Annotated in this window: 15 protein-coding genes and 1 CRISPR repeat array; of the genes, 8 read left to right on the top strand and 7 right to left on the bottom strand. The window is 34.8% G+C overall.

The genetic code is table 11. The annotated features are described in order from the left end of the window. The first annotated feature begins 817 nt into the window (after positions 1-817). From BOW55_RS18220 to BOW55_RS21575, 5 genes are all read left to right on the top strand, one after another. Positions 818-1132 carry a hypothetical protein gene (locus BOW55_RS18220; protein WP_129025637.1) on the top strand — a complete coding sequence of 105 codons (315 nt, stop codon included), beginning with the start codon at positions 818-820 and terminating at the stop codon, positions 1130-1132. Then, positions 1132-1551, top strand: coding sequence for a hypothetical protein (locus tag BOW55_RS18215; protein ID WP_129025635.1), 420 nt, complete (start codon positions 1132-1134; stop codon positions 1549-1551). Before BOW55_RS18220 ends, BOW55_RS18215 begins: the two co-directional genes overlap by 1 nt. A gap of 267 nt (positions 1552-1818) precedes the next feature. Further along, entirely contained in the window at positions 1819-2106 is a 288-nt protein-coding gene (locus tag BOW55_RS21695; RefSeq protein WP_371414538.1) for an IS1-like element transposase, read from the top strand. Next, entirely contained in the window at positions 2033-2296 is a 264-nt protein-coding gene (locus BOW55_RS21440; RefSeq protein WP_256371706.1) for an IS1 family transposase, read from the top strand. The genes BOW55_RS21695 and BOW55_RS21440 overlap by 74 nt, the downstream gene beginning before the upstream one ends. Next, a complete protein-coding gene (locus BOW55_RS21575) occupies positions 2293-2412 on the top strand; it encodes a hypothetical protein (protein WP_371414537.1) in 120 nt (39 codons plus the stop codon). Before BOW55_RS21440 ends, BOW55_RS21575 begins: the two co-directional genes overlap by 4 nt. Positions 2413-2688: 276 nt before the next feature. Here the strand turns inward: BOW55_RS21575 and BOW55_RS18205 are convergent, their stop codons facing one another. Further along, a complete protein-coding gene (locus BOW55_RS18205; RefSeq protein WP_129025631.1) occupies positions 2689-3534 on the bottom strand; it encodes a hypothetical protein in 846 nt (281 codons plus the stop codon). A 1302-nt stretch (positions 3535-4836) separates the two neighbouring features. Between BOW55_RS18205 and BOW55_RS18195 the strand changes: the two genes are divergently transcribed. Further along, positions 4837-6030 (top strand): hypothetical protein, encoded by a 1194-nt coding sequence (locus BOW55_RS18195; RefSeq protein ID WP_129025628.1) that lies wholly within the window; start codon positions 4837-4839, stop codon positions 6028-6030. An 86-nt stretch (positions 6031-6116) separates the two neighbouring features. Here the strand turns inward: BOW55_RS18195 and BOW55_RS18190 are convergent, their stop codons facing one another. From BOW55_RS18190 to BOW55_RS18180, 3 genes are all read right to left on the bottom strand, one after another. After that, positions 6117-9602: a cold-shock protein gene (locus tag BOW55_RS18190; RefSeq protein WP_129025626.1), complete on the bottom strand. Its 3486-nt coding sequence runs from the start codon at positions 9600-9602 to the stop codon at positions 6117-6119. 220 nt (positions 9603-9822) lie between these two features. Continuing rightward, a complete protein-coding gene (locus tag BOW55_RS18185; RefSeq protein ID WP_129025624.1) occupies positions 9823-10710 on the bottom strand; it encodes a hypothetical protein in 888 nt (295 codons plus the stop codon). Then, positions 10707-12638, bottom strand: a complete 1932-nt coding sequence (locus BOW55_RS18180) for an AAA family ATPase (RefSeq protein WP_129025621.1) — start codon at positions 12636-12638, stop codon at positions 10707-10709. The genes BOW55_RS18185 and BOW55_RS18180 overlap by 4 nt, the downstream gene beginning before the upstream one ends. Positions 12639-12844: 206 nt before the next feature. Between BOW55_RS18180 and BOW55_RS18175 the strand changes: the two genes are divergently transcribed. Then, the gene (locus tag BOW55_RS18175) at positions 12845-13261 is read left to right on the top strand and encodes a hypothetical protein (protein WP_206733623.1); all 417 of its coding nucleotides are present in this window, start codon (positions 12845-12847) and stop codon (positions 13259-13261) included. A gap of 125 nt (positions 13262-13386) precedes the next feature. On the opposite strand, the gene BOW55_RS18170 is transcribed toward BOW55_RS18175, so the two are convergent. The 3 genes from BOW55_RS18170 to BOW55_RS21690 form a co-directional block, all read right to left on the bottom strand. Next, the gene (locus BOW55_RS18170; RefSeq protein ID WP_129025618.1) at positions 13387-14100 is read right to left on the bottom strand and encodes a hypothetical protein; all 714 of its coding nucleotides are present in this window, start codon (positions 14098-14100) and stop codon (positions 13387-13389) included. Positions 14101-14135: 35 nt separating this feature from the next. Then, positions 14136-14417 carry an SMEK domain-containing protein gene (locus BOW55_RS18165; protein WP_129025615.1) on the bottom strand — a complete coding sequence of 94 codons (282 nt, stop codon included), beginning with the start codon at positions 14415-14417 and terminating at the stop codon, positions 14136-14138. A gap of 580 nt (positions 14418-14997) precedes the next feature. Then, positions 14998-15240: a topoisomerase DNA-binding C4 zinc finger domain-containing protein gene (locus BOW55_RS21690; RefSeq protein WP_371414539.1), complete on the bottom strand. Its 243-nt coding sequence runs from the start codon at positions 15238-15240 to the stop codon at positions 14998-15000. 240 nt (positions 15241-15480) lie between these two features. Here BOW55_RS21690 and cas9 point away from each other — a divergent pair, with 240 nt between their 5' ends. Next, positions 15481-18864, top strand: coding sequence for a type II CRISPR RNA-guided endonuclease Cas9 (gene cas9 / locus BOW55_RS18150; protein WP_129025608.1), 3384 nt, complete (start codon positions 15481-15483; stop codon positions 18862-18864). Positions 18865-19042: 178 nt separating this feature from the next. Beyond that, positions 19043-19536: a CRISPR direct-repeat array (repeat unit 36 nt; unit sequence GTTGTGGTTTGATTAAAGATTAGAAAACACGATATT).

Here is a 19536-nt window from a genome sequence, read left to right as displayed (position 1 = left end):
GTTAGTTAGTTAGTTAGTTAGTTAGTTAGTTAGTTAGTTAGTTAGTTAGTTAGTTAGTTAGTTAGTTAGTTAGTTAGTTAGTTAGTTAGTTAGTTAGTTAGTTAGTTAGTTAGTTAGTTAGTTAGTTAGTTAGTTAGTTAGTTAGTTAGTTAGTTAGTTAGTTAGTTAGTTAGTTAGTTAGTTAGTTAGTTAGTTAGTTAGTTAGTTAGTTAGTTAGTTAGTTAGTTAGTTAGTTAGTTAGAGTTTTTTGTGCAGCACCGCTCAATTTCGTGCGACTGAAAATGCTGATTAATTATAGAAGCTGTTTAAGTATATTTTTTTGGAGCTTTTCCCGCTATACGTTCCAATCTTTTGTGCCAAACACCGACACAAAAGGATTTCCACTGCACACGAGCGAAGCGAACTGGCGAAGCAATCGGGGCTAAAAAGTTGAATTCATTTTATGTTTCAGTTTTCACTTTTTCAATAATAACTTCAAAAGGTGTTGACAAAAAGGTGGTAATACAGTTTCGAACCTAAGCTTCTTAGATCTTAGTTTTGCTGAGTTTCTAAGTCTCAAAAATACTATTTTTCATGATTCTGAAACAAAGCTTAGACTGGTGGAATATATTTAAAAACCTCCTTAATTTTTTGTGGTAAAATTGGAGGCAACTCCATACTGTCAGTACCATCTCAAAAGAGGTACTATTTCAAATTTATAACGATAATTATTAATGTCAACGCTTTACATCTAAGATTATATGTGAAAGAATCTTTTAAAATGTGGAAAGCCGTAAAATTAATCAGTTAGTATTTTGTTATTTTACCCGATTTTGTTTTGCTAAATAATGCTTCATTTGAAACACAAGCATTTTCGTTTTTTACATATGATGGAACTGCAAATAGCAGGGCTTTATTTCAGCATATAACAACTTCTAATTCGCAAAGGATTAATTTCACCAGTTCATTTTCTACTGGTTCGGGATATGCAAATTGGACTTTTGAAAACGGTAATGTCGGCATTGGGATCATAAATCCAATAAATAAGCTTGATGTAAATGGAACAATTCATTCAAAAGAAGTAAAAGTTGATATGCCGGACTGGTCAGATTTTGTTTTCAAAAAAGAGTATAATTTACCGTGGTATCTCTAATGGATGGTATTGGAACAATAAATATTTTTAAAACAATTTGCGGAATGAATGCTTATAAAGAATTTTGGCTTGGTTATGCAGTTTCTAGATATAATCAATTAAAGAAGTATGAAAAAGATCCGGTAGTGGATATATTTATGCATGTGTCATTTGTGCAGTCTGTGAATCTGAATACTGTTTTATGTTTGATATGCAAACTGCTTGATTTGGAATTGATATATTATTTATATGCTATGATAGGGGGCTGCTTAGGTTTGCTGGCATTTAATTTTTTATGGTATTCAAAATTGGATAGTAAAACGAAGGAGGATCTAAAAACAAAAAATCCAATGTTCTCGCTTCTTGTGTACAAATTATATTCATTGTTTTCAACAGTTCTTTTTGGGCTGACGGTCTATTTTTTAAGGCAGGGTGCATGAAATTTTGGTAGTGTTTCAAAGTTAGTGATATGAGATTTTGAAATTTTAACCTTCTGAAATTGAATAAATTTTAAGGATAAATAATTTAAAGATGAGCAGTAATGCTCATCTTTTTTGTTTTAATATTGCCTTAAATGAGCTAAAATGAGTAAAAATGCGACATAGTGTTTCAAAGTTAGTGATGGTATGAATTGTCCAAAATGTAAAGAGCAAAAGGTTATTAAAAATGGGAGAACAAAAAATAATAAATAGCAGTACTATTGTAAAATGCGCTCTCACCGTTTTATAGAAGATTATACAAATCAAGCTTGCAAATTAGATATTAATGAAAAGATTGTTCAATTAACCAAAGAGGGGTTGGGAATAAGAAGCACTGCAAGAATAATGGAAATATCAGTCACAACATTATTGAAAAGAATTGTCTCCATTGCGAGAAATATAATCAGACCAATTATCAGCAGAGGCAAAATCTATGAAGTAGATGAACTATGTATTTATATCAAACACAAGAAAAAAATATATCTGGCTGGTTTATGCTTTGGAAAAGAATTCTAAAAATGTGGTGTGTTTTAATGTAGGCAAACGAACCAATAAAACTCTGAATCGTGTTTTGGAAACCCTTAAATTATCAGAAGCTAAAAAGATATTTACAGACAGATTAAAAAACTACAAGTATCTGATTAATGAGAAAATTCATTCTGTAAAGCGTTTTGGAAAAAAAAACATATTGAAAGAAAGAATTTGACGCTCAGAACCCATCTGAAAAGACTCAACAGATGTACAATCTGTTCCAGCAGAAGTTTAGCTGTTTTTAATGCTATCTTAAAGATTTATTTTTGGATTTTACAATTTGAAAGTTAAGCTTTTTTAAAGATTGTTTCCAGCATGATTTTGGCTGGCAAGGGGAAGAGGACTGGGAATGTTTGTTTATTAAATGGAGGAGACTATTAAAAAGTTAGTTAGTTAGTTAGTTAGTTAGTTAGTTAGTTAGTTAGTTAGTTAGTTAGTTAGTTAGTTAGTTAGTTTTTGATTTTCTTTTTTTTCTCGGACTTTTTATGTTTTTTATTGTGACCGGTGAAGGGGGGGAGACAATTTAAATGATCTATGTATTGAGCTGGAATTTTTTTTGCCGTGCAGCTAGAACTCAACATCAATCAAATAATGCCTGTTTTGAGGAAGCCAAATATTACATTTTTCTGGATAGTCACATTTATTGAAGAGATATGATTTTCGTATATAGGCATCATTGTATTTATATGCTTTTAATGCGGGAACAGCAGAGATCAATCCTCTCTTAGAATAAATAAAGTGTGTTGAATACTCTTTTTCTTCTAAAATTATAAAAGCAACAAAAATACCGCTGTTTGGAATTGTAATCTTATATTTAGAGATGTCAACTTTTGTTAAATCATCATTATTTTGTTTAATTACCGGTATGTCTTTATCTAATATCGGTTTATATGGCCTTCCTAAACTATCGACCGTATATAGATTTACTTTAAATGGTAAAAATTTCAAATTTTTAACACCTCCATAATCAGAAACAGCAAACAAAAGATTTTTTATTTCTTTATTCTCATTATTTCTTGGAATGTAAACTGCAGCTTTAGAATCCCAGCTGAAATTAACCTCAAAAGTGTTTAGTTTTTCAAAAAAAGAAAGCTGTTGCTTAACATGAGGCTTTGAATTAATAATGATTTCGGACAATTGATTTGTTTCATTTTCTAAGTAAATAGTATCTGAAATAGTACTTTTAATAACTTTTTTAAAACCCATAGAGGAAACCTCTATGAAATCAACTGCATTGCCATAATTACTTGACAATTCAAATTTTCCGTCCCTGTCTGTCGTAGAATAGCTCAGCTTATTTTTTGCAGATATTCTTATGTTTGCTTTTTCAATTGGTAAACAATCAGTGTTTGAGTAAATATATCCAATAAAGAAATTACTATTATGTTCATTTTTGATTTCTTGTGAAAACATATTTTGTAAAACAAAAAATAATATAATAGTGACTTTCGTTCTCATATTAAAAAAAAATAATAGTTTAAAATCCAACGTAATAGAATCTGAGAATTTAAAAATGGATTTTAAAAATACTAAAAGTACAAAAAAAAACAGCTTTAGATTATTTTCCGAATTTTTCTGCTTATCAAAAGTGTAAATTCAATTTAAAATGAACTGTCTGCAGGATTAGTATTTTGGATAACAAAGACCTTATAATATTCATTTTTGTTAGTTTTGAAAAAAGAAATAAACCGATTTTTAGTTTTAGTTAAACAACAATAAATAGGCAGATAATACAATTTGTTTTGTGACAAAATCAATTGAAAAGTAGAAAATAAAAACAAAATTTTCAGAATTTTATGAAGCTCTAGCTTTGAGATAGAGTGGGCTCGAGCCTAAAAAAAAAAGATAATTTACAGCGTAATACAGTTTTGAACCTGAGCTTCTAAGATATTGATTTTGCTGGATTTATAGTTTGCAAAATATCCATGTGCCACGATTTTGCCACAAAACTAAAAACGTCTATTTTTAAAAATAGATTTTAGATGATTTAAGGTAAATTTGTTGACGATGAAGAGAATCCGCATCTAGATCAAAAGCACCAGTAAAGATGAGTATTGTGTTTTAAGAGAAGAATTATGTAATTATTTCTATTAATACTGGATTTCTTTCATATTCAAAAACGTAATTAATCATATCAATTATTTTTTCAATATTTAGAAAATTACCATTAATTGGGCTTAATGAAGTAACTGTTTTAGAATTGCAATCAAAGATAATTGTAATCATGTAACTTCTTGGACATTTCAATTAGCTGTATCAGCAAATTTTAGACTATCTTAATTAAATATTTACGACCGGAAATAGACCTGATTTATAGAACAAAAGTGAAGAGCGCCGACAGACCTAAGATCACTTCCTCCAAATCCGCCTATACGATCCTGATGGACTGCTGGGATCCCGACAAGATCGAATACATCGAGCAGTTCAAAGTTATGCTGCTCAACCAGTCCAACAGGGTGCTTGGCGTTTACCAGGCGTCCTCCCGAGGTATTGCAGGCACGGATGAAGGTGCCTTATAGGCGCTTTTTTTTGTTATACTCAAATTCTTTTTTTAACATTGTCAGAGAGAATGATAAAAAAGTTGTTGCAATTCAATTTTAATTTTTTACGGCTCTTTTCCTTCGGTATGAATGTAAATAGATATCATTATTTATAAGTGTTTTAAGTAGTGGGAGTTTAAAAAAATATCTTTGTTTAAAAAAAAATAATATAGATATGAAACACGAATTTAAAGGCGATGCAGGAGAAGAATATGTGAATGAACTTGCATATGGTTCCTATCTGAAATACTGGTGCTATCCAAATCCTAAGGATTTGAACGGGGACAAAAAAGAAATCTGCGACCTATTGATCCTATTCAGAGAAGCGGCAATCATTTTTTCGGTCAAGAACCATAGTTTTGACGGAAATTATGAGCGCTATAAAAAAAGGGTCGTGGAAAAATCTTCCAACCAGCTTAATGGCGCATTTCGAAAATTGTTCGGTTCTTCCCGACAGATCCATATCAAGCATCCCGACCGTGATCCTGAACCATTTAATCCGGGCCAGTTTTCAAAAATATATAGACTCACGGTCAATGTGGGAGAACAGTTTGAGCACTATGAATTCAGCGATCAGGATGATAGGAAAGGATTCATTAGCATACTAAATAAGGATACCTTTGAAGCCATTATGGAAGAGCTTGATACCATCAAGGATTTCATTGGCTATCTTGATGAGAGAGAAAAACTGCTTGCTTCGGGAAAAAACATTACAATTAACTGTACGGAAAAGGATCTGCTGGCTGAATTTCTTATGAACAAACGTAGCTTTAAGATGAATTACAAGGCAGAACATGTTAAGGAGATTCAAATGAATCTTTCCGGTTCATGGAATAAATATGAAAAGAGCGAGCAGCTGCTGCGCAAAAGAAAGGCGGATGAAATCAGCTATTTTATAGACAAGATGGTTAAAAGGGATATACTGCATCTTCCTGAGGGTGAAACATTGGCCAGAGAACTGATGAATCTGGGCAGGACCGAAAGAAGGATGCTTACTAAATCTCTGTTTGATCTGGTGAAAAAGCATGAAGGGGAACCAGATACTTTTGCCCGCAGGTATTCCGCCTACAATGGCATTGGCCATTTGCTGATTTATTATCCTGCAGATGTGCCGGAAGAGGAAACGGATAGTTTTATCCAGCTGGCCATGGCTTTATACGCGTATAAAACCGCATACAGGGAAAAGGAAATAATCTGCATCGCTGCAACAGATGGGGTAAAACAGCACAAGTTCGGGATGTTCCAGGCTTTCCCACCTATTCCCGCTGAGACGGCAAGACTGTATGACAGCATAATTTCAGATCTGGGCTGGTTTACCTCTATGCAGGTTTTATATTATGAAGAAAAGGAATATCCTGACGCAGATTAAAAATACGGAATATTTAAGACCGTTCCAATCTTGATTTGCAAGACTGCTGGATCTATTTTCTGGCAGAGAATTAAATTTACGGACGCTTATAAAATCATGCCTGAACTGTCATTGTTTTCACTGCTATTTTGGTCTGGATCTGCGGCAGTTCTGGATGCTTTTAGGCGGATGTGAGGTCTTTTGATATTATATTGCCCCGTTTTATAGGCTACCCTGCAGTCTTTGCATTGAAAAACTTCACTGGCGGTCTCTGCCATTTCGTTGCCACATTTATAGCAGAAATAGTTGGCTTTTTCCAGGTGCCCCAGCTTTTCGTTTACAGCTTTCACTAAATTATGATGTATATAGCCTCCCGCCAGTTCTAAGCTTGATAACCGCCTTTGGAGCATTGCGTGGGAACAGCAGCTGCCGCAGGTGCTGCAGATAAATAGGCCGTTGCCGCATTTTTTGGACACCCTGCTGTCAATGACGCAGTTGCACTTTCCATTCAGGCAGTGGTTGAGATAGATTTCCTGGTTATTGGAGCATTTTTCATTTCTGCATGTAAATCTCACCAGAGAATGCGCGGCGAAATGGCTGGTTCCAAAATCGGAAGGATGCAGCATATGGCTGCAGTTCTTGCAGTATAGATGGTCAAGCAGTCTGTTGAAGCGGTTGATCAAAGCGTTAAATTGATACAGGTGCCCTTTAGGAATTACATCTCCTATTTTATTTACTTCATCTGTGTCTAATTCCAGTATTTCGCAGAAATCGAGCAGCGTGTATTGTTCCCATTCAGCAGGTTTATGGATTGTTTCGCATTTGCTGAAGCAGGGCTGGCCGCCACACCACCAGAAATCCTTTTTAAACATTTCATGTTGTCTGTTTGAAGCTCTGCCCTCGCAGAATGAAATTCCGGAGGGAATATCTCTTCTCTTAAATTCTGCCAGATGAATATTATTGGTATAGGTGCTGCCCTGAAAATTTAAGAAAAAGCGCTCCTGTCTTGCAAATTCCAATACTTCTGTCTCATATTGTGCTGGCACTCCCCAATGTTTTGCCGTCGGATTCCATTTTGCTCCTGGAATTTTTTTGACCGCTTGCTTCAAATCCTCAAAATTAGCATTGGGGTAATAGACTTCCCTGCCGCCGAAGCGGCTGCTTTCCCATTTTGTTTCGCCAGGAGAAAAGCTCACGGCAAAATAGTGTTTATCGTCTCCGAATAATACTTTTTGTATTTCGCCTTCCCTTGACCAGTTGAATTCTGCAGTCTGCCTGCCGCCGCACTTTTCAAAATATTCTGAAAATTTGAAGCGTATGGTCTGATCCAGTTTCAGATCTTCGAGAAGTATCGCCATCAGTTCGCTTTCAGCTATAAACCGCTTTTTTTCGCTGTAAAGGGACAAGGCTTTGATGACGGCATCGGTTGACACGTCTATCGTAATGGCACTACTGGAATCCAGAGCGGTTTTGTACAGATCGTAATCAAATCTGTTAAGGGCATTTAATTTTTCGATGGTTAGATCAAATTTTCCCTGGGTTTTAAGGAAAAACAATTTGCGCAGTATCCGAACCTGCGTATCTGGAGCAAAATAGATGAATTTTTGACTTAGCTGTTCAAAATCAAGTTCCTCGATTTTATCGATAGACCATAAAAGCATATTATAGAATCCGCTGCCAATGAGCTTGACCGCCTCCAAAGCCGCTTTGTCCGAATTGGCGAGATATTTTATATGGTTGAGATGCCTCAAGAATATCTTACGGTCGGTTACATTTTCCTGGCTGTTCAAATACAATAAAAGATAATCTTCTATTTCTTTTGATGATACTGCATTGCCTACAATCCAGGAATCTATGCGGGAATAGTTTCTAAACTGGTCGTCAAGGATTGCATTGATACTTTGAGCAGGAAATATTTTAGCTTGTCCTGTCTCCCATACCTTGAAATATTCAGACTGGGGAGCGGCTTGAAATACTGCGCTGTCAAATGAAGAAAAATATTGATCGTTCAGATACTGCGAAGCCAGATCATAGAGCCAGTATAGATTGAGATATCCCCCAGCCGCCGCTTTTAATAGAAGAATCTCTTCTGCAGAACTTTTTTCTGCAGAAGAGCTCTGCAGTATCTTTTCGAGTTTATCCTTTTCAATTCCGGCAATATTGTGGTAGACCAACTCGATCGGAACCTCAGTGTAAAAGCCTCTAAAAAACATATCATATCGCTGCTCTTCATCGCTTTGCTCCTCAAAATACCCGTTAAAAAGCGAGATGAGTTCCTGTCCCTTTTTGCCATTCCAGAATGTGCTGTCGAAAAGAATTGGAGAAAGCTCAAAATAATAGGCAAGATCATTTTCCTGTCTGATAAATGACTGGATTAATTTAAAGGCCTTTTCAAAATCGAAAGCTTCGGCATAAAGCTTAAGCAGTTCAAACTGTTTATCAGTGTCTAGTTTGGATAAAACTGCTGTGCGTTTTTCCGTGAGGGCGGCTTCGCTTAGAAAAATTCCGGCAATGACTTCCAATGAGGGCTCTATCTCAAATCCCTTAATCCAGAGTTCTGGTTTATATTCTTCCGAGCATTTCTGTATGATGATGCTTTCAATGGCATACTTTACTGATGTTTTTTCCCCATCATTCAATTCTTTTGGAATACGGTCTAAAAGTAGGCTGTAGGACTTAAAATCCTCTGCGTTTCTTATGGTTTGAAGCTTTTCCGCCTGCTGAACCAGCTCAGCTGCAGATTTTTCAATATACAGGGCATCAAGCTGACGTCTTATTTTTTCCTTGTAATCTGGAACCAAAAAATCCAGATAATCGTAAACGCCTTTTATTTTAGAAGACGTTAGACTATAAATGCTGTTGAGTTTATCATTTATAAAATCAGAGCAGAATGCCGCGCCGTAGCTGTAGTTTAAAATACGGTCAAGTTCAGGAATCCCGATTTCGGAGCTTTTTGATACAAGCAGCTCTTCAGGGATCTCGTAGTCATCCTTATCGGTGCGCGCTAGGTATTTGAATTTTTTCTGCTTCCAGACAGCGAAAAGCATTTCTTCGTTGAGATTTTTCCCAAAATAGTCAAATGCGATGCTTAATACAGCGGCCATATTCTGAGGTGGCATATTTAGGGCCGATTTGCTTTCAATAAGCTCGCAGTATGCAATGAAGTGCTCGGTGCGCAGTCCATTGTCAAAAAAGGAAATAATCTGATTTATGATTTCAAGATCGGTTTTGTCCCTGAAAAAATATTTTAGAGAGAGGCCCATTAGGCTTGCTTCCCGAGTTTCTTTTCTGCTGTAGGGATTTCCCCATCTGCTGCTGCCGGTCACTTTCACTTCAAGATTGATGGTGTCGTTTTTCCCTAAGTGCTGCATAATGGTCTTCCAGTCTTCGGCTAATCCTGCCAGTCGGATTTTCTGGGCAGTTCTTTTGGCCCTGTCATAGTTGGGCAGAAAAGCCAACGGCATTCCTGTAAGTATTTTTTCAGGCTGGTTTTCAAAATCTTTGCCTTGGATAAAAAACTCTCCTTTATCAGGCGTCACAATTACTCCAAAACCCTTCTGGCTGTCAAACCATTTTATAAGACCTATTAGCATACTGCAAGTAATTTTTATCAGATGGAAATCAAAAGAGTAACCGCTTGTTTAAGGCAGAATCAATCTCTTATTTTTTTAGAAAACCGCAATAGCATCCGGTATCGTCAGGCTAGATTGCTGCTTTCGGACCTTGAAGCCTTACTGGTTTCTTTGCTTTACAATAATATGGCTATTCTGCTTAATAAAAAAGGCATTGATATGTGAATTTATATGCTGATTTTTAAATCATTTTAAGGTCTCGAGCAATATCTGCCATGAACTTGGAGAGAGGCCTTTTAAACATTTCATGGTCATTGGTATAGTTTCCTACCAGATGCCTTTTTATGTCCTCGTCGGTAATGCCTAATTTTTTTAACTCATTTTTATAGGCGCTGTTATACGCTAAAGCTTTTACCACAAGTTCTTCGGCAATATCCTGATGCGCATCATAGATTTCATTTAAGTGAAATTTAGCTATAAAATTCTTATCGCCTTCGACTTGGAATTGAATTTTCCGGTAGTCCCTTTCCACAGTGAATCTGATTAAAGATTCGTCAGTCAGGCTGAATCGGATTCTGCTTTCATGCTTTTCATTCGAATATAAATCAAAAACAATTTCATTGCTGCTTTTATGCAGGTTGCAGGAAGAGCAGCAGGGATATAAATTGAATAAGGATACAGCTAGATAAGGATATTTGTCCTTAGGATGACTGTGGTCGGCCTGCAGCAGCGACTTAAACTCGCCATCTTCTTTTTCAAAAGTTAAAGCGGACTGGCTGTTGCAGTAGATGCAGGCCTTGATTCCCAAATGATGGAAATATTCCGGCAGCAGGTCCGTTCTTCTGGACTTGTAGTTCAGCGCGTCAAAAATGGAATCCTTAAGTCTGGAAGTGGGACAGGCATTGAGATCGCCTATTATGTTTTCAGGCCTCAGGGAGAAGAAGCAGAAGCCGTCTGTAGTATAGAAACTGCGCAGGTCCTTCAGGAATGCAAGCTCATCTTCTTTAAGCTCCTTCAGATCTATTTTGTCCAACGCGTGGATGATATTTTTATTTAGGGTTTTAAGCCTTGTTTTTACTTCTTCCTTTCTAAGAAATTCAACTGTTCTGTAGTCGCCGATTGCTATCATAAATTAGTATTTTGCAGCTGCTGTTGTAGCTTTAGTATTTTTTGTTCAATTTCAGCCCTTTTCAGAAATTTTTTATCATATAAAAATTGCAGCCTTTCCCTGATTAAGGGCTCCCCAATAAATTCGATGACCTTTAAGGCTTTCTGAGCATTCCATTCTTTATCAACGCCATTTTTGCTCTGCAGATATTTCAGCAGGCTTCCAATTTTTTCCTGTGCAAAATCTCCTATGAAGCCGTTTTCCAGAAAGAAGCTATCTTTCAGCATATCATAGATATTGGCGCCGAAAGTACTTCCTTTTTCAGAGGCATAAGGTGCTCCGTCCTGTAGCTTTAAGACACAGGCGGAGGGCAGGTCTGACAGTATGAAAGGGGAGTGCGTGGCCAGGATAAAATTGATTGATTTGATCTGTCTGAATTTTAGATTTGAAATCCCGTTTAAGAGCTCCATAATGTATTTGCGCTGGTATTCGGGATGAAAGTAAAGTTCTATTTCATCGAGAATTACATTGATATTTTGATAGGCGATTTTATACTTGTCCTTCACTTTAGTGACCGAATCCAGATTGATCAGATGGTAATAGAGGCTGTTGAGCGAATAGATCAGCTGTTTTTCACCTGAACTCAGGCTGATGAAATCAACTTCCTTCTGGCTTGTTTTTTCCTTTAATTTTATAAAAACCCTATAGATGGGAGGCGGCAGAAAAGGCAGGTAATCATCGGATATCAGACCTTTATCCCTGTAGGCTGAGCCGATTTCAATTTCATTTTGGGCATTTATCAAAAGGTTATTGTGCCTTATAAAATTAATGGTCTGTCTCAGCTTTAAGGTGATGTGGCTTGTATCGTCGGGCAGTTTGATCAGGAAAGCATCTAAATTTTTAAAAGTTAAGATATGGTGAGGATAATTCTTGATCATATCTTCTATGGTAGTGGAGCTCTCTTTATCCCGTTTTTTGGTGGTGAAGTAGGAATTGTATTCCTGATATTTAAGGGCAATATTAGCGAGTTTGTAAACTAGATATTCCTTGGATTTCTTGAGAAGCTCTGGAGCCAGATTGGACTCTTCGGTAACGCCGAAATAATAGGAGATCTTTTTAAACACATCCTCGACATTATTTTCTGACAGATCATAGTAGGCCTCATTATATTCTATTTTGGATAGATTTATCGGTTCTCTCAGCTTGAGCGACACCTTATTTAGCGACAGGTTGTTAGTCAACTGCTTTTTGGATCCCGGTCTAAAAATATTGGCGAGGAATCTTTGGCTGGAAAGGAAGTTTTCAGTGTCTATGTCGATATTGCCGTTTTTTCGAAACGGATTAAGGACGATTGGAGTCTGATAGCCATCATTTTTATGGAAAATGTGCTTGACCCACCCATAGTCTTTTGTTTGGGAATTGAAGCTGTATAGGGAATAATTTATGACTTCTGTATAGAAGAATAAATTTTCGATAGAAGCTAGGTTAAGTTCAATTGATACAGGATTCTGCTTGTAAGCCTGTGAATCTTCATCGTAGCAGTATTTATAAAGAAGCAGGCCCTCATCCTGTATGTCGATCTTGATCAATCTCTCTGCTAACCTGTAATAGATGCAAAGGGAAAGTCCGTCGAGTTTTTTGGTATAGTGGTAGTCTCTTTTTTTTTCTGCCGCTTTGTAAAAATGAAAAATGTTGTTGATTCCCATAATGAGCAGATCAATCAGAGAACTTTTGCCCGAACCGTTTCTCCCTACAATTGCAGAAATTTCAATATTCAGCCCTGCTTTTTTATTAAAAAAATCAGCGGGATACGTGGCGGCGTGGTTGATCTCATTTTCCTGAATCGTATAGTCAGAATCCAGATAATAAATTTCGCCTTTTTTTAAATTTTTAAGATAATCGTCCTTGATGCCGCTTCCCGGCTGGACAGCTATAATTTTAAAGCACATTTGTTTTAATTTATCAATTTATAAGTTCTGCCAATCGCTAAGTTCTTTTTAAAATTCGAAAAAAATGAAAGCGATTGAGTAAGGAATATATAACTCCTTTTACAGAAAGCATAGTTACGGATAAAATTCATTACTGGAAAGGGGATAAATACGGATTGTAAAGGCTCCTTTTCAGAGTTTTTTTGAGGACGACTAATGGCTTTTTCATGATGGTCAGATGCCAAACGGAGCGTTTCGGTAAGATCATGCAGGACAGGGAGAGCTTGTCAATAAACAGTTCCGATACTCCGATAAGCCATTCCAGACAGCTCGATTCAGCTGTGCCTCCATCGAAGATTTTTTCATTGAGTTCAGGGGAATTTGTGGGGATGGTAGCCGACAACCCGGACTCTAAGATTGAGCTTAAGATTTTTCATTGTTCAATCGTAAACGACGATGAGACATTGCGGAAAGAGGATCAGGGATACAAAGAAATACCGCCTGTAAGAAAGCTCGATAACGGTATGATCCAGCAGAATTTTACGCAGATCAAAAGAGATGTGCAAGAGATCATCTATACAGAGATGGACAGGCTGCTGCATGATCCTGCGCTGAAGCATCTGGTGGTGAAGAAGAAGAGGTGATTGGTTTTTGATTTAACAATTACAGAAAATCTAAAAAAGAGCTGTGCTAAGCAGCTCTTTTACTTCCATAAATATATTTTAAACAAAGCACATTTAATGATTTTATGGTTTTTTGAATCTAATTTTTATAGTTGATTCTTGGGTGCGTAAATATCTAACTTTGTAAAATCGAGATTTACAATTATTTTATGCAAATCCAAGTTTTCTTTTATATAAGATAACATAAAGGCAATGTCTGGTTCGATTATTTTTAGAATAATTTTAGGATCTTCTTCGTCCACACTATATATTAAATTTTTTCTTTCTAATATTGTTAATTCTTCTCGTAATTTTTTCGGATTGATATTCAGTTTTCTGATAGCTTCATCCTGATAGATGCAAAAAGTGTCACTATTATACTCCCCTTCATCAATTATGAAGAAATATATTTCTCTTGTTACTCGTGTAATAGCTGCAAGCTGACTGAAATAGCCATTAATTTTTTCTAATGTAAGTTCTGAAAACTCCTCTTCTCGTAATATTTTTTGCGCATTAATTGCTCTAGTTTCAGGGCTAATTTCTCTATGTGTCAAAAGAGAGGTGGGATAACTTCCATTAGTTCTTGAAACCTCAAGTTCTATTACTACACTTTGAATTTCCTCTTTGATAAAATTATAAATTGCATGGATATCCTTAAAGTCTAAAGAAATGATATCACGAAGGAGCGTTTTGGTGTCTGAAATATTAAATTCTATAAAATCTTCTGGTTCCGGCTTACCGCTTTTTTTGTAGCTGAATTTATCTATTAAATCCTGCTTAATTGCGGTATAAGTCTTTTGTTTATCACCGATTATCAGCACTCTTATAAGTTTAAACTTCTGTCTCTGCGCATCAGTTATTTTTCTAAAGTACTGGTAATTTTAGAGCTGTCGACCTGTGATGTGACTTGGTAGGCAATAGAATTGCTTTCATCTCCAATATCTAGACCAGGCTCATTGCTTCGATTTTCATTCAAATTAATAAGGCTGTAATTGTAAATTCTATTAAGAAGCTTAGCAAAAAAATCTTCACTGACCTTGTTTAGATCTGTAAAGCCTAAAGAACATCTGAGACTAATTTGATTGTTAAGGATGCTTAAGCTGTCCACTATTTCGCCTATTAAAATTCCTCTTGTCATAAAAATTTGTTTATTATTAATTACTGCAAATGTTGGAAAAAAATCTGCAGCTACACCCGAAATTGATAATATTTAGCAGGAATTTATCAGTATTATCTGAACAATTTTTAACCAAATAGGAAGTTAAGTTTACAGTTTATATTGGTATTATATTGAAAAAGCCGGCTTATGTGTACCTGCTTTTTGATCCATTATGGCCTCCAAAAAGAAAAAGGTTATCAATACTCAATGAAAAAGTGCTCATTTAAGCTGAGGAATAAAACAATTCTTGGTGCCAGCAGAACAGCAATCAACAAATGCGTTACGAATAATATCAGTATGACTATTTCTATGAATAATTTAATTGTTTCTAATTTTAAAGAGGGAGGCCTTGGGATTGAAACCTCGGCAGCTAAGGGTTTGATTTTAGTAATTTAGTGCCGTTTATAGTTAGTTAGATTGTTTTTAGTTTTTAGTTTTTTGTTTTGGCCGGCGAAGCGGATTTGGTTGGAAAAAGGGTTTATTTGAATGGGAAGATGATTTAGCGTTCTTAAACTATGGTACAGCAGATAATTTGCCTAGGTTAGGACAAATTTAGCAGTTAATTTAAATTTATTGTATTTCTGCAGCTAGGGTAATTTCTGCACCGTAAAAAATTGCCATATGTTCCTGCTCTCTTAACCATAAAACGACTTTTGCAGCTGGAGCATAGGAATTGATCATATAAAATTTCTAGGTTCTTATAGGTCTGATTGCAGTTAGGATAATGTGAGCATCCCAAAAACTTGACGCTGGTATTTTGATTTTGTCTGGTGACCAGCTTGCCTGTTTTGCAGTCTGTTATAGGGATAGCTTTTCTTGTTTAAAACGTAGAAGTTTATTAATAATTTGAATAAAAAAAGTCCCACCGAAGCAGGACTAAAGATTTTTATCTACGGCATATAGCCTTATTGTGATAAGATTAAAGATTAGAAATTTTAATCAGTTACAAATATATATAAAAAGTATTATTATAGAAAAAGAAAAACCGTAATTGTCTTAATTTTTTTTATAGTAAATTCCGTGCAGATTAAATTTAAGAAATATGACAAAGATTTTAGGATTAGATTTAGGAACTAACTCGATAGGTTGGGCATTAATTGACGATAAATTAAATAAAATTTTAGGGATTGGAAGTAGAATTTTTCCAATGGGGGTTGAAAATCTTGGTGATGGCGATAACGAAATGTCTAAGAATGCAAGTCGAACAGGAGCAAGAGGAGTTCGACGTCAGTTTTTTAGACGAAGGCTAAGAAAGAAAGTGTTACTAAAATCACTTTCTGAAAATAATATGTGTCCAATAAACACCAAAGATTTTGAAGATTGGAAACAAACTAAACAGTTCCCTAATGAAAAATTAGCAACTTGGTTTGCTATGAATCCTTATGAATTGCGTCAAAAAGCATTGAAGGAGAAATTATCTTTGGAAGAAATAGGTAGAATTTTTTATCATCTAATTCAAAGAAGAGGATTTTTAAGTAATAGTAGAAAAGGAGGAAGCGATGATGGAGCTATTTTTAAAGGAAATGCTAAAGAAGGAAAAATAGGAATTGATTATACTTTAGAAAGTATCGAAGGAAAAACATTGGGTTCATATTTATATGAGATTTATCCAAAAGAAAATCAGCCTTTTCAAGATGGACTAGAAAGAATCAGAAACAGATATACAACTCGTAGAATGTATATTGACGAATTTGAAATGATTTGGCATAAACAGTCAGAATTTCATTCGGTTTTAAATTATGATTTAAAAACAATTTTAGGGGGTAGAAAACAAGATAATTACACAGAAGACGGCATTTTATTTCATCAAAGACCTTTGCGTTCTCAAAAGCATTTAGTTGGAAACTGTTCTTTTGAACTTTCAAAAACTAAATGCCCTATAAGTGCTATTCCTGTAGAAATGTTTAGAATTTGGCAATGGGTTAATACAGTCGAATATAATGGGAAGAAAATATCTGAAGAAGAAAAAGCCAAACTAGTTGAGCAATTGCTTTCATTCGATAAAATTGAATTTAAAAAACTCCGAAAAGCTATTGGGAAAGAAAGTGCGGAATTCAAGTTTAATTACAAAGACGATGATAAAATTGCTGGTACACATACTATCTCTAATTTATCCAATAAGAAATTCTTTGGCAAAAGATGGTTTGATTTTTCAGATAAAGAGCAAGAAGATATTTGGCATGTTCTGTATTTTTTTGATAGTAAATCAAACCTAAAAGAATATGCTGTTAAGAATTGGAATTTTAGTGAAGAACAAGCAATTGCAATTTCAAGGTTTAATGTAAAAGACGGCTATACTAGTTTGAGTCGAAAAGCTATTGGAAATATTTTGCCTTTTTTGCAGCAAGGGTATACCTATGATATTGCAGTTGTTATGGGCGGAATTAAAAATGCTTTTGATGATAAATGGCAAAATGACACGGTAGAAAACAATCTAAAACAACTAGATTTGATTGATAATGTTGAAGGTATAGTTAGGTCTAAAATTTCAGGAGGATTTATAGATACAATTAAGGATTTATTACGTAAAGAATTTGAATTTAATGACAAACAATTAAAAAAACTTTACCATCATTCTGCTGCAATTGATAAGGTAGCATTATTACGAAAACTGCCAACTGGGAAACAGGCAGATAAGGATATTCAAGCTATTAGAAATCCAATTGTAATTACAGCTTTATTCGAATTACGAAAATTGGTCAATGAATTAATCGAAGAGCATGGGCAGCTTGACGAAATAAAAGTAGAAATGGCCCGTGACCTGAAAATATCAAAATCGCAGCGAAATAAGATACGCAAAGATCAAAAACGATTGGAGAGAGAAAATGACAGGGTAAAAAAGGAAGTAGAAAAGTATGTAAGAGTTTCTCATGATAACATTCTAAGATTTAAGCTTTGGGAGGAATGCAAGCAGACTTGTCCTTATACAGGTGTTGTAATTCCAGTTACAAAACTTTTTACAGGAGAAATACAAATAGAGCATATCCATCCTTGGAGTCGTTCGTTAAACGATAGTTTCAATAATAAAACATTGTGCTATGCGGATGAAAATAGACGAAAAGGAGACAAAACACCTTTTGAATTTTATGGAAACGATGAGCTGGATTGGATTGCTAGAAAAGAACGTGCTTTAAAATTGTTTTCTGATACTAAAGAGTATCCCAATGCCTATCAAAAATTCAGGCGATTTGTACAGCAAAAATTTGATGATGATTTTTCTTCAAGACAATTAAATGATACACGATTTATAAGTAAAGAAGCATCGTCTTATTTAAAACAAATATGTGAAAAGGTAAATGTTTCTCCAGGTCAAATGACAGCCAATTTACGTCAAAAATGGGGTTTGAATACGGTTTTGAATGATGAAAATGCTAAAACTCGGGAAGATCATCGTCATCATGCTATTGATGCTTTGGTTATGGCATGTGGGAAGACAAGTTATTTACAGGAATTGTCAAAATGGAACCGTTACAATAGAAATTATGATTTAAAAGATTTTCCTATGCCTTGGGAAACTTTCCGATTTGATGCTGAGAAAGCAATTGATAAAATATTGATTTCGCATAAACGTATTTCTAATGATATTACAACTCGATATACTAAAGTGGAGAAAAACGGAAAGACATATATAAATAAGGGAGTTGCAGCACGAGGGCAATTGCATAAGGAAACTGTTTTTGGTAAACGAAATTTTAATGGGGATGAAGCATTTCATGTTAGGAAATCAATTGATAGTTTAACAACTGAGAAACAATTAGAAAAAGTGGTTGATGAAGTTGTTAAAAAATTAATTCATAAAAAGATTCAGGAACTGGGCGGATTCGTAAAAGGTACCATTCCTGCTAATACTTTTTTCAATGTTGATGAAAAAGGAGTTAAACAACCACAAATTTTCCTGCCAAATAAAAATGGTAGTCCAGTTCCAATTTTAAAAGTCAGAATGAAAGAAAATATTAGTGGAGCTGAAAAATTAAAAGACAATATAAATCAATGGGTAAACCCTAGAAATAATCATCATGTACTTATTTATAAAGATGAAAAAGGGAATTTAAAAGAAGAAGTAGTTACATTTTGGACTGTTGTAGAAAGAAAAAGAAAAGGATTTCCAACTTATCAATTGCCAGCAGATGGAAGTAAAATAATTACCACTTTGCATATTAATGATATGTTTTTATTGGGGGTAAATGAAGATGAAATTAATTGGAAAAACCCTGATTTTGATTTACTAAAAGAACATTTATATCGAGTACAGAAATTGTCATCTAAGTTCTATGAATTTCGACAAGGTTCGCAAGCGTCAATTCAAAATAATTTTTTGCCATTTTACAGAAGAATCACAGGTTATGGAGAAGGGATAGGAGGTTGGTTAACTCACAATCCAATAAAAGTAAGAATTTCAGTTTCAGGAAAAATTTCAAAAATATAATTTTACTTTAAAAAATGGTGTAAATACTATCAAATCAAAGGAGATGAAAAGATAGAGATTATTACCATTATCGGAAGACAAGATTTTGATAATAGTTCTTTGACATAATTCAAATCTTAAACATCCAAACCACAACGAAAAGGTATGGCATTCGCCCAGCAGGAATGCGATGAAAGCAGTTGTGGTTTGATTAAAGATTAGAAAATATGATATTAAAATATCGATTTAATCCTAAAAGACAATGTTGTGGTTTGATTAAAGATTAGAAAACACGATATTCGAATCCGCATTTTCAAAAAATACAGCTTTGTTGTGGTTTGATTAAAGATTAGAAAACACGATATTTTGTTTAATTACGTGTTAAGTTAATATGAGTTGTGGTTTGATTAAAGATTAGAAAACACGATATTATAAGAAGAATTACACGGATGACATCAACCGTTGTGGTTTGATTAAAGATTAGAAAACACGATATTAGGGCGGTTGAAAGATACCGCAAAGCGCAGTTGTGGTTTGATTAAAGATTAGAAAACACGATATTTTATGCGTTGATGAAGTTTGGTTTGTTGAGTTGTGGTTTGATTAAAGATTAGAAAACACGATATTACAATGGAGAAGTAAACTTTTTGGTTTTAGGTTGTGGTTTGATTAAAGATTAGAAAACACGATATT

Origin of the sequence: Flavobacterium sp. YO12, assembly GCF_004119495.1 — a bacterium.
Taxonomy (GTDB): domain Bacteria; phylum Bacteroidota; class Bacteroidia; order Flavobacteriales; family Flavobacteriaceae; genus Flavobacterium.
The sequence above is the reverse complement of the archived record's forward strand: the minus strand, read 5'-3'. Positions and strand labels throughout refer to the sequence as shown.

What these genes read in the sequence shown, in the direction of transcription:
- BOW55_RS18165 (WP_129025615.1), bottom strand. Translation starts at nt 14,417, where the DNA reads ATGACAAGAGGAATTTTAATAGGCGAAATAGTGGACAGCTTAAGCATC.
- BOW55_RS18175 (WP_206733623.1), top strand. Translation starts at nt 12,845, where the DNA reads ATGATGGTCAGATGCCAAACGGAGCGTTTCGGTAAGATCATGCAGGAC.
- BOW55_RS18215 (WP_129025635.1), top strand. Translation starts at nt 1,132, where the DNA reads ATGGATGGTATTGGAACAATAAATATTTTTAAAACAATTTGCGGAATG.
- BOW55_RS21695 (WP_371414538.1), top strand. Translation starts at nt 1,819, where the DNA reads ATGCGCTCTCACCGTTTTATAGAAGATTATACAAATCAAGCTTGCAAA.
- BOW55_RS21440 (WP_256371706.1), top strand. Translation starts at nt 2,033, where the DNA reads ATGAACTATGTATTTATATCAAACACAAGAAAAAAATATATCTGGCTG.
- BOW55_RS18205 (WP_129025631.1), bottom strand. Translation starts at nt 3,534, where the DNA reads ATGTTTTCACAAGAAATCAAAAATGAACATAATAGTAATTTCTTTATT.
- BOW55_RS18180 (WP_129025621.1), bottom strand. Translation starts at nt 12,638, where the DNA reads ATGTGCTTTAAAATTATAGCTGTCCAGCCGGGAAGCGGCATCAAGGAC.
- BOW55_RS18190 (WP_129025626.1), bottom strand. Translation starts at nt 9,602, where the DNA reads ATGCTAATAGGTCTTATAAAATGGTTTGACAGCCAGAAGGGTTTTGGA.
- cas9 (WP_129025608.1), top strand. Translation starts at nt 15,481, where the DNA reads ATGACAAAGATTTTAGGATTAGATTTAGGAACTAACTCGATAGGTTGG.
- BOW55_RS18185 (WP_129025624.1), bottom strand. Translation starts at nt 10,710, where the DNA reads ATGATAGCAATCGGCGACTACAGAACAGTTGAATTTCTTAGAAAGGAA.
- BOW55_RS18195 (WP_129025628.1), top strand. Translation starts at nt 4,837, where the DNA reads ATGAAACACGAATTTAAAGGCGATGCAGGAGAAGAATATGTGAATGAA.